7 protein-coding genes are annotated in these 8,478 nt (G+C 45.6%); all 7 read left to right on the top strand.

Going from position 1 to position 8,478, the window contains the following annotated elements; all coding sequences use genetic code 11:
* A partial coding sequence (gene tssD / locus JK154_RS17070; RefSeq protein WP_211993918.1) for a type VI secretion system tube protein TssD occupies positions 1 to 429 on the top strand: 429 nt, incomplete at its 5' end.
* 374 nt (positions 430 to 803) lie between these two features.
* Positions 804 to 3,671 (top strand): type VI secretion system tip protein VgrG, encoded by a 2,868-nt coding sequence (gene vgrG, locus JK154_RS17065; protein ID WP_249215984.1) that lies wholly within the window; start codon positions 804 to 806, stop codon positions 3,669 to 3,671.
* 461 nt (positions 3,672 to 4,132) lie between these two features.
* Positions 4,133 to 6,160 carry a lipase family protein gene (locus JK154_RS17060; protein WP_211993917.1) on the top strand — a complete coding sequence of 676 codons (2,028 nt, stop codon included), beginning with the start codon at positions 4,133 to 4,135 and terminating at the stop codon, positions 6,158 to 6,160.
* Positions 6,153 to 6,926 carry a hypothetical protein gene (locus tag JK154_RS17055; protein ID WP_211993916.1) on the top strand — a complete coding sequence of 258 codons (774 nt, stop codon included), beginning with the start codon at positions 6,153 to 6,155 and terminating at the stop codon, positions 6,924 to 6,926. The genes JK154_RS17060 and JK154_RS17055 overlap by 8 nt, the downstream gene beginning before the upstream one ends.
* Before the next feature lie 219 nt (positions 6,927 to 7,145).
* Entirely contained in the window at positions 7,146 to 7,505 is a 360-nt protein-coding gene (locus JK154_RS17050; protein WP_211993915.1) for a hypothetical protein, read from the top strand.
* 97 nt (positions 7,506 to 7,602) lie between these two features.
* Positions 7,603 to 7,950 carry a hypothetical protein gene (locus tag JK154_RS17045; RefSeq protein ID WP_137427079.1) on the top strand — a complete coding sequence of 116 codons (348 nt, stop codon included), beginning with the start codon at positions 7,603 to 7,605 and terminating at the stop codon, positions 7,948 to 7,950.
* A 261-nt stretch (positions 7,951 to 8,211) separates the two neighbouring features.
* On the top strand, positions 8,212 to 8,478 hold the full coding sequence (locus JK154_RS17040) for a PAAR domain-containing protein (RefSeq protein WP_211993914.1): 267 nt from the start codon (positions 8,212 to 8,214) through the stop codon (positions 8,476 to 8,478).

Raw genomic sequence — 8,478 nt, 5'->3', positions numbered from 1 at the left:
GACGTTCAGGATCGTGACGGCAGCATTGAGGTGGTGGCACAGGAGCATAACCTGTATATCCCGACCGACAACAACACAGGCAAACTGACCGGGACCCGTATCCATACCCCGTTCCTGTTCACCAAGGAAATCGACTCGTCCAGCCCGTACCTGTACAAGGCGGCAACCACCGGTCAGACGCTGAAGTCGGCGGAATTCAAGTGGTACAAAATCAACGACGCGGGCCAGGAGGTGGAGTACTTCAACACCAAACTGGAAAACGTAAAAGTAGTGAAAGTAAACCCGGTGATGCACGACATCAAGGATCCGGCTTTTGAGAGACATAACCACCTCGAAGCCATCGAACTGCGTTATGAAAAAATCACCTGGACCTACAAGGACGGCAACATCATTCATTCCGATTCATGGAACGAACGCGCCACTGCGTAACTCACAAGCGGACGGTTCCCTCTGTCCGCTTTTTTTGTTTTTGCTGAACGCCTGCCTGCGCGGGTGCTGAGCAAAGAAAACCACAATCTACCCGCCCGGCCATATGCGCTTTGGTCCCCTTAACGGGAAACAGCGAAGGGCGGTAGCGTGCCCGGAACCCCTGCCATTTTGCTGTGACGTCAGCCCCTTTACTCTGCCGTGTACTGTAGGGGGGCTTCCTTATGCTCACGCTGACATATTGTCAGGTCAACTGGCTGCGGACGGGGTTTCTGGACGCGAAATCATCCCGCGCACTGACCATACACCACTCCCTGCCTGCCGCCGGTACGTGCCGGCCCTGATGGCATAATCGATCACAGACCGGAGCCAATACCATGAGCCTGACGGATACCCTGAACCAGGTGGTGAACACCGTTACCGGAAAAACCCTGAACCGTTACCGTCTTGATATCCCTTCCTGCACGGCAGATATTGACGTGGAGGATTTCAGCGGTTCGGAGGTGATGAGCGCGCTTTACCGTTACACCATTACTTTCACCAGCAGCGACAAGAATATTGATGCCCGCCAGCTGCTGGGCCAGCCGGCGATCCTGACCATGGGCGGCGGCAGCCTGCTGTCCCTGACGGCGTGCAAGGTGGTTCACGGGGTCATTACCCGGTTTGAACGTACCGGCGGTTCAGCGGATGAGGCGAGGTACGGTATTGTGCTTGAGCCGTTCCTGGCACTGCTGGGCAACCAGTTCCGCACGCATCGCTTTTTCGTCAATAAGTCGGTGCCGGACGTGGTCACCGAGGTGCTGCAGGAACATGGTCTGAAAGGCTGGGAGTATACCTTTACCCTCAAGGCCGACTATCCGAAGCGTGAGCAGATTAACCAGTACCAGGAAAGCGACCTTGCGTTCATTGAACGCCTGCTGGCCGAAGTGGGAATATTCTTCTTCTTTACCCTGCAACCCGACACCCGGACCGAAGTAGTGCACTTCGCGGACAAACAGAGCGCCTGGGCGTTTGGTAAAACCCTGCCGCTGAACAGCCCTTCAGGGACGAATGACAACGGGGCTGATTCGGTGTGGGGCGTGCAGGTATGGCACAGGGTGGCGGAGCGTTCTGTGACGGCTGGCGATTATAACCCCCGGGAGGCCCAGAATATCCTGACGTCCGTGCCAGCGGACATGACCCGGGGTGACAGTGAAGGAAACCTCTACGGCGATGTGTATCATTACCGCCCACGGCATCTTGAACGAGGCGACAAGATTGACCCGGCCGCGGAAACCGGCAACTTCTGGGCTCGTCTGGAGCATGAACGCTTCCTGTCGACCCGGACCCGGGTGACTGGCTACAGCACGGACCAGACTCTGGGCCCGGCCCAGGTTCTGACCATTACCGAAACTGTTGTTCCGCCGACACTGCCCCGGGAAACCGAAAACGGCCTCATCATTATCAGCGCCAGTTACTCCGCCAGCCGGAAAAATGCGCTGAAAGTGGAATGGGCGGCCATGCCGTACTATGAAAACCGTTGTTGGCGACCCGCTGAAAAAAAACGCCCGGTGGTCAGCGGCACCCTGATGGCTCGGGTGACCAGCGCCAAAGATAACGACATCTACGCCTGGCAGGATGCATCGGGGATGTACCGGGTAAAATTTGATGCTGACCGTGACGATAAACGCCAGGGCATGGAAAGTATGCCGGTGCGTTTTGCCAAACCTTATGGTGGTGACAAGTACGGCTTCCACTTCCCGCTGATACAGGGCACTGAAGTCGCTATTGCGTTTCACGAAGGCGATCCGGATCGGCCGTATATTGCCCATGCTATGCACGACTCCCGCCACGTTGACCATGTTACGGAGGACAACAGCACTCGCAACGTCATTCGCACAGCTGGCCTGAACAAGCTGCGGATGGAGGACAAGCGCGGCGAAGAGCATGTCAAGCTCAGTACGGAGTATGGTGGAAAGACCCAACTTAATTTAGGGCACAACGTCAACGCGAGCAGAGTTCTTCGCGGTGAGGGGGCTGAATTACGTACGAATGACTGGGTAAGCGTTCGCGGTGGGAAGGGGGTTTTACTTACCGCAGATGCGCAACCTGATGTTGGCAGTAAAATGCTTGAAATGGACAGCGCTGTTGAACAACTCGAACAGGCTCTCACGCTGGCAAGAAGCCTGCAGGCTGCCGCTAAAGGGGCGAAGGCAACGGTATCCGATATCGACAGCCAGAAGGCACTTAATAGTTCATTGAAATATCTGAAAATGCCAGGGATGCTGGTCAGCGCACCGGCCGGAATCGGCATTCTAAGTCCTGAGGCTGTCCGGCTTGCTTCAGGCGGGGCAAGTATTGGCCTGATGTCAGGTAAAAACACTGATATTAGCGCCGGGCAATCATTCACTGTGGCAGCAAGTGAGGCGGTAAGCCTGTTTGCACAGGCTGCAGGAATGAAAATGTATGCAGGTGCAGGGAAGGTTGATATTCAGGCACAAGCTGATGCCATGAATGTCTCAGCATTACAGGATATCACTATCACCAGTGGTCAGGGAAGCGTAAAGGTTAATGCCAGCAAGGAGCTGATTTTAAGTTGCGGTGGCGCTTATATAAAGCTTAGTGGTGGGAATATTGAACTGGGATGCCCGGGGAATATTTTGCTGAAAGCGACCAATGTTAATCAAACGGGGCCTGCAACACTCGATACTTCACCTCTTACTTTCCCTAAGGGGTATAGCGGAACGTTTACTGTTACCGATCCTGAATCAGGGGATATCAAACCATTCATTAGTTACAGAGTAACTTCTCCAGATGGAGAGGTACTTGAAGGAATATCTGACTCATCAGGGAAGACTGCACCGTTTTACTCATTGACACCTGGTAATGTCAAAATTGAGTTTCCACGTGAGCAAAAGGATGAAGGGCCAGGGCATTGGGTTACAGTCGATCATGATTATTATGGGTTGAAAAATACTGTAATTATGGCAATCAACCGCTTAATTTCTATGGGAGATGAGGGACGTGTTTTTGGTTCTGAAGGGAAGGACTATATGAATACGAAAAGAGATAAAATCCAAGAATGGCAGCCTTTGCCATCTGATGCTACAGACGAGATAGAGCAGCAATCAGCAGTATATCGTTACGGAGAACAGAGAAAGATAACGCAAACTTTTCTGGAAGGTGACGATACCTGGGCTATTACAGGCCAGTCGTGGCACTGGCAACCAACGACCGCTGATGATGTCTATGAGGAAATTAAATGAAATTCAGATTAAAACAGAACCATATATTTTATTTTTGGGCGGTATTTGATCTGTTTTATATTGCCAGGTTTATCTGGCTGAATATCTCTCAGGGACGAATTCCTTTAATTGATGATATATTGTCTTTTAGCAATATTTATCCACAGCAAGGGGTATATTCGCTAGTCCTTTTTTCATTTTCATTACTGCTTAATATATCAATTGTTTTTTCAGCTGTAATGTTCTTAACAAAGTGGAAGTATGTGGGCTGGATAGTTTATTTTCAAACACCATTCAGGTTGTTTTTCATGCTCCCTTCTGTTTCGATATTGCCATGGATTTTCAAAACTATGTCAATCAAAGTCGGAGTGATATTTCTTGCCGCTGTATTCTTATCAGAGATAATTAAGGTTGGGACATTTTATTCGATAAGAGAAAAGAACTTGTAATCTTATATTAACCCTGAGTAAAGAGGAATGTTTATGGCAGGTAGTTCTTTAGTGACATCGGTGACACATACAGAGGCAAAAACTACGACGGGAAAGCAAAAACCTTATTGGGTCGAATTTCAATTGGTTGATGAGCAGGGCGATCCTGTGGCGAATATGCCATGGACGGTGGAAAGCACTTATCCAGTTTCTGGACCAGTCGATAATTTTACGTGTACAGGTCAAAGTGATTCAGATGGGCTTATTCGCATTGATATGCCGCATGGACTTGAACTGAGACTGACGTTAAATGGCAATCAACTGGCAACGGAAATGGAAAAGCGAGCCTTGCGTGTTAGCCGCGATGCTGAAAATGATTCTGTTGTCCGTCCTGAAGCTGAAGATAAAGGATATATTTGGCATTATGCCGTTATCGGTGAACTTTGCCGGACGCTTCCTTCTGTTGAGCTAAGAGATAAGGAAGTATGGCCGCCATTCCATTTCCCTCCGCAGAAAATTATGAGAGGGGTGATGGTAAGAACCAATGAGCTTGAAAAGCGACACGTTATTGAAATATGTCCTTTCAGAGCTTGGGAGCTTGTTCTGCATCATCAAAAGGACTATTCCATTGCGAACGGAATTAATCTTGGTGCGGCAGCAACGCTTGCCTATGCAGACGACAGTACTCTGGATACGGTATCAATTACGCGCTTTTTTATTAACCAGTGCCAGGATCTATCCCGCTTACCTCAGCTTTATAAAGACGGCTCTGCATGGAATACGTTAGTACAGGATGTTCCCTTTAGTGAACGATATCATCCCCCGGTATTTATGGATACTTCACGGGATACTTCGCCTGAGGTAGCCAAGAATAATTCAAAGGCAACAACACAGACAGGGGGCGATACTGCTGTAACAAAGGCAGACGGTGATACGCAGCTTTATTATGTTTATAACGCGGATAAGGTGATTGTTGCCTGGCGAGGTACGGCCAGTTTGTTTGATGTAGGAACGGATCTTGCGTTCAGACCGGTAAATTCAGAATTATGCGATATAGATAAAACTCAATGCACTAGCTTGCTACCTGCTGGGAAAGTACATACTGGGTTTTGGAGTGGTTATAATCGAGTAGGAAAGAAATTTAAAGGTGAAATTGAAAAATTAAAAGATTTACTTGCAAACCGTAAGTTATTTATTTGTGGTCACAGCTTGGGGGGGGCATTGGCATTAATTGATGCGGCAAGATTTAAAAATTACAATCCTATACTTTACACTTATGGAATGCCACGCACCTTTACCCGCGATGCTATAATGCAGTTATCGGATATTACCCATTTCCGTCATGTCAATGATAATGATCCTATTCCAGCCGTACCCGCAGAAGCCAACCTTGATAACGAGTTATATAAATTATGGGGATGGTTTGGTGGAACGCTGGGCTTTTTCTGGTCATTGGGTGAGCTTCTGGCTTACCAGATAGTTGCCTGGGGAGACTGCTTCTGGCACCACGGTAATACGGTTGCCTTCCTTACAGCTAGCCAGAGCCGGGAATGGAATGAGTGTAAGAGGGATCTTCCAACTCCGGCGGGGTGTATTACCATCAGAAATCCACTTCCACTAAAGGCTAAACTTTATCTGGTACCCGCTCTGGCGGAACAAGAGATGCAACAAGCTGGGCAGAAACAGAAAGAATTTAAAGCGTCGTTGACGCAATCTGATTTAAAAGATTTTTTCCCCAAAGGCAGCAACCCGGACAGAGGTGTTAATGTAAATATCTTTGAACATTTTATGACGTCCTATATGCCTTATATGTATAACAAGGTGTTAGAGTTGATTGATAATGCCGGCATAGTGGAAAAACGCACATTTACTGAGCATATATATAACGTTGATTCATTCAGGGAGCAGATGGCAGAAAATAAAAATGATATACCGATTGATGAATTATCCAGAAATGAAATGTTCCTTAATATCGAAAGCTTGTTGGGAATATCGCTGACTCCAACATTATCTATGCCGTCTGGCAATTATACACTTTTGCGGTTTGCTCAATATGGAGAAGAGGTAATGGAAAATGTATAATCAATCAAAAATTATTCTGCTTTCCCTGGTGTTGTTTTCCTCTGCAGGATGCAGTGTTAGCCAGGCCGTAAACAAGACGTTATCTCCACCGGCGGATACTAAATGGGTCAATTTTGAAGTAAAAAACCCTTCTCAGTATACGAAACCGTTTCCGCTTGAGGTTAGATACATCTCGCATGAATGCATGAAAAAGAGAATCAGTGGATTTGATGGCTCAGTTGTCATAGAGCCAAGTTATAACGTTATTGGGGTCCCCATGCAGCAAGAGAGCGAGGGTATCTGGAAAGCAAAAGTTGCGATGACCGGTGGTGGTACGTGTAAATGGACATTGAGTGCGGTTAATTTAGGTATCGAGTATATAGATGCAACACATCTTGGCAAAGATCTTGTACCTGGAACAGCGGTGGGGGTATCGCTTGCTTTTGATAATGATGCTTCTCGAAACGGGCAGTATAGGTCTGCGCAAGGGGATTTAAATCTATCGCCAAAATATTATCCTTATATTAGAGAAAGGAACATAGCAGAGAAGACCAAGTCACTCTCTTTGTTTGGGGAGGAAGATTTTATTTTATTACGGACATCTAATATTAATAAGGTTTTTTATCATCCGGTGATTGATGAGTTGAAAGTTGTAAAATACATTGAGCCAGAGAAGAAAATTGAAGGTGTCTACTCTGAGATAATATATCCGGATGGAAGTGTTGTATCTGATGGAACAGTATTTCCTGATTTTGATAAAGTCGATAAAATGAATCTTGATAAGTAATAATAGACGGGTTTCATGTTTGGGGTATATTAGATTAATTAACTATCACGCTTATGCGTTAGCACTATGCATTTGAGACTTGCTGAATGCGGATAAAAGTTGATGGGAAATTCCTAACCCATAAAAAATTATTCTGCTCTCCTTGGTATTTTTTTATCAGTGTGTTATGAAATGAGTCGAGGTTTACTTGATTTAAAATTCGATGAGGGTGAGTGAATTATGAAAAATGTAATGTCGGCAATGGTTTTTTTCGTTGCTTTAAGCTTTTTATCAAACACTGCGACAGCAGCCCGAGCATTTGACTTTGACAAAGAATCAGTTAGTTTTATTGAAAGTGTATCGAATATCGCAATAAAAGATAAGCGTGTTTTCTTTACAACGGATCCCGTAATCGACAGCAGAACAAAAACAATTACAATCTATTTTGATGCTTATGCGGGTAGTTCAGCTAAAGATGTATATTACTTTGTTGACAAAGCACTTAAATTATATTGCAAAACTGAATTACCAAATAATTCCAATGTGGATTTTTTCTTGAGGAAGAGAAATATTAGCTCATTCAATATTAATATGTGTTAAAACTTACCACCTTTCAACAAACTGAATAGCTCAGATCTATTTTGAGTGCGCAATTTTTTTGTGCTAAATATCATTTTGCTGTGTTGACAATTAATGCATGAAAAATAGAGCCAGAGGCTTTAATGGCTCTGTTATCACAGAATCCAGCTATAACGTTATTGGTATGCCCATGCAGCAAGAGAAAGGGGATATTTGGAAAGTAAAAGTTGCTATGACTGGTGGTGGTCCATGTCAATGGATGTTGAGTGCGGTCAATTTAGGTATCGAGTATATAGACGCGATACATCTTGGCAAAGACCTTGCTCCAGGTACGGTAGTAGGTGTGGCACTCGCCTTTGATCATGATGCTTCTCGCAATGGACAATTTACCTTTATCGCAGGAGATGTAGATTTATCTCCTAAATATTACTCTTATATAAGAGAGAGGAAAATGGGAGGGGTATAGAATAGCTTGTCGCTATTTGGTAAGAGAGGCTTTCTGTCATTGCGAGTTGGTGAGATTTTTCGGTGAAATTCTCCCCTAAACTAGATTAGGGGGAAATAACAAGATTCGTTGATGTAGAAAAGAAAATAAAATAAAAGGTAAATATCCAAAGATTATTTGTTCAGATGGAAGTGTTGTTCCTGGAGAACGCTTTTCCCTGATTTTGATAAGGTCGAAAAAATAGTCGTTAAATAATTTTTATTTATTTTTCTAGGATTAAACATGACAAAAGGTTTAGTTTTACTTGGTGATAAAACTTCTTACGGCGGAAAAGTGATCTCCGCCTCTTCCAGTATTACTGTCGACGGGAAAAAGGCCGCGTTAGTTGGGGATATGGTCAGCTGCCCGGTGGATGGGCATGGAACTAATCCTATCGTGGAAGGAGCACCACACCGGACATTTAACGGTCGGGCTGTTGTCGTCGATGGCTGCAAATGCCAGTGCGGTTGTACTGTAATTTCAAGTGCTCAGAACAGCACAGTAGGATAA

Source organism: Citrobacter sp. JGM124 (assembly GCF_018257795.1).
GTDB lineage: Bacteria > Pseudomonadota > Gammaproteobacteria > Enterobacterales > Enterobacteriaceae > JGM124.
This window is presented reverse-complemented; position numbering and strand designations above follow the sequence as displayed.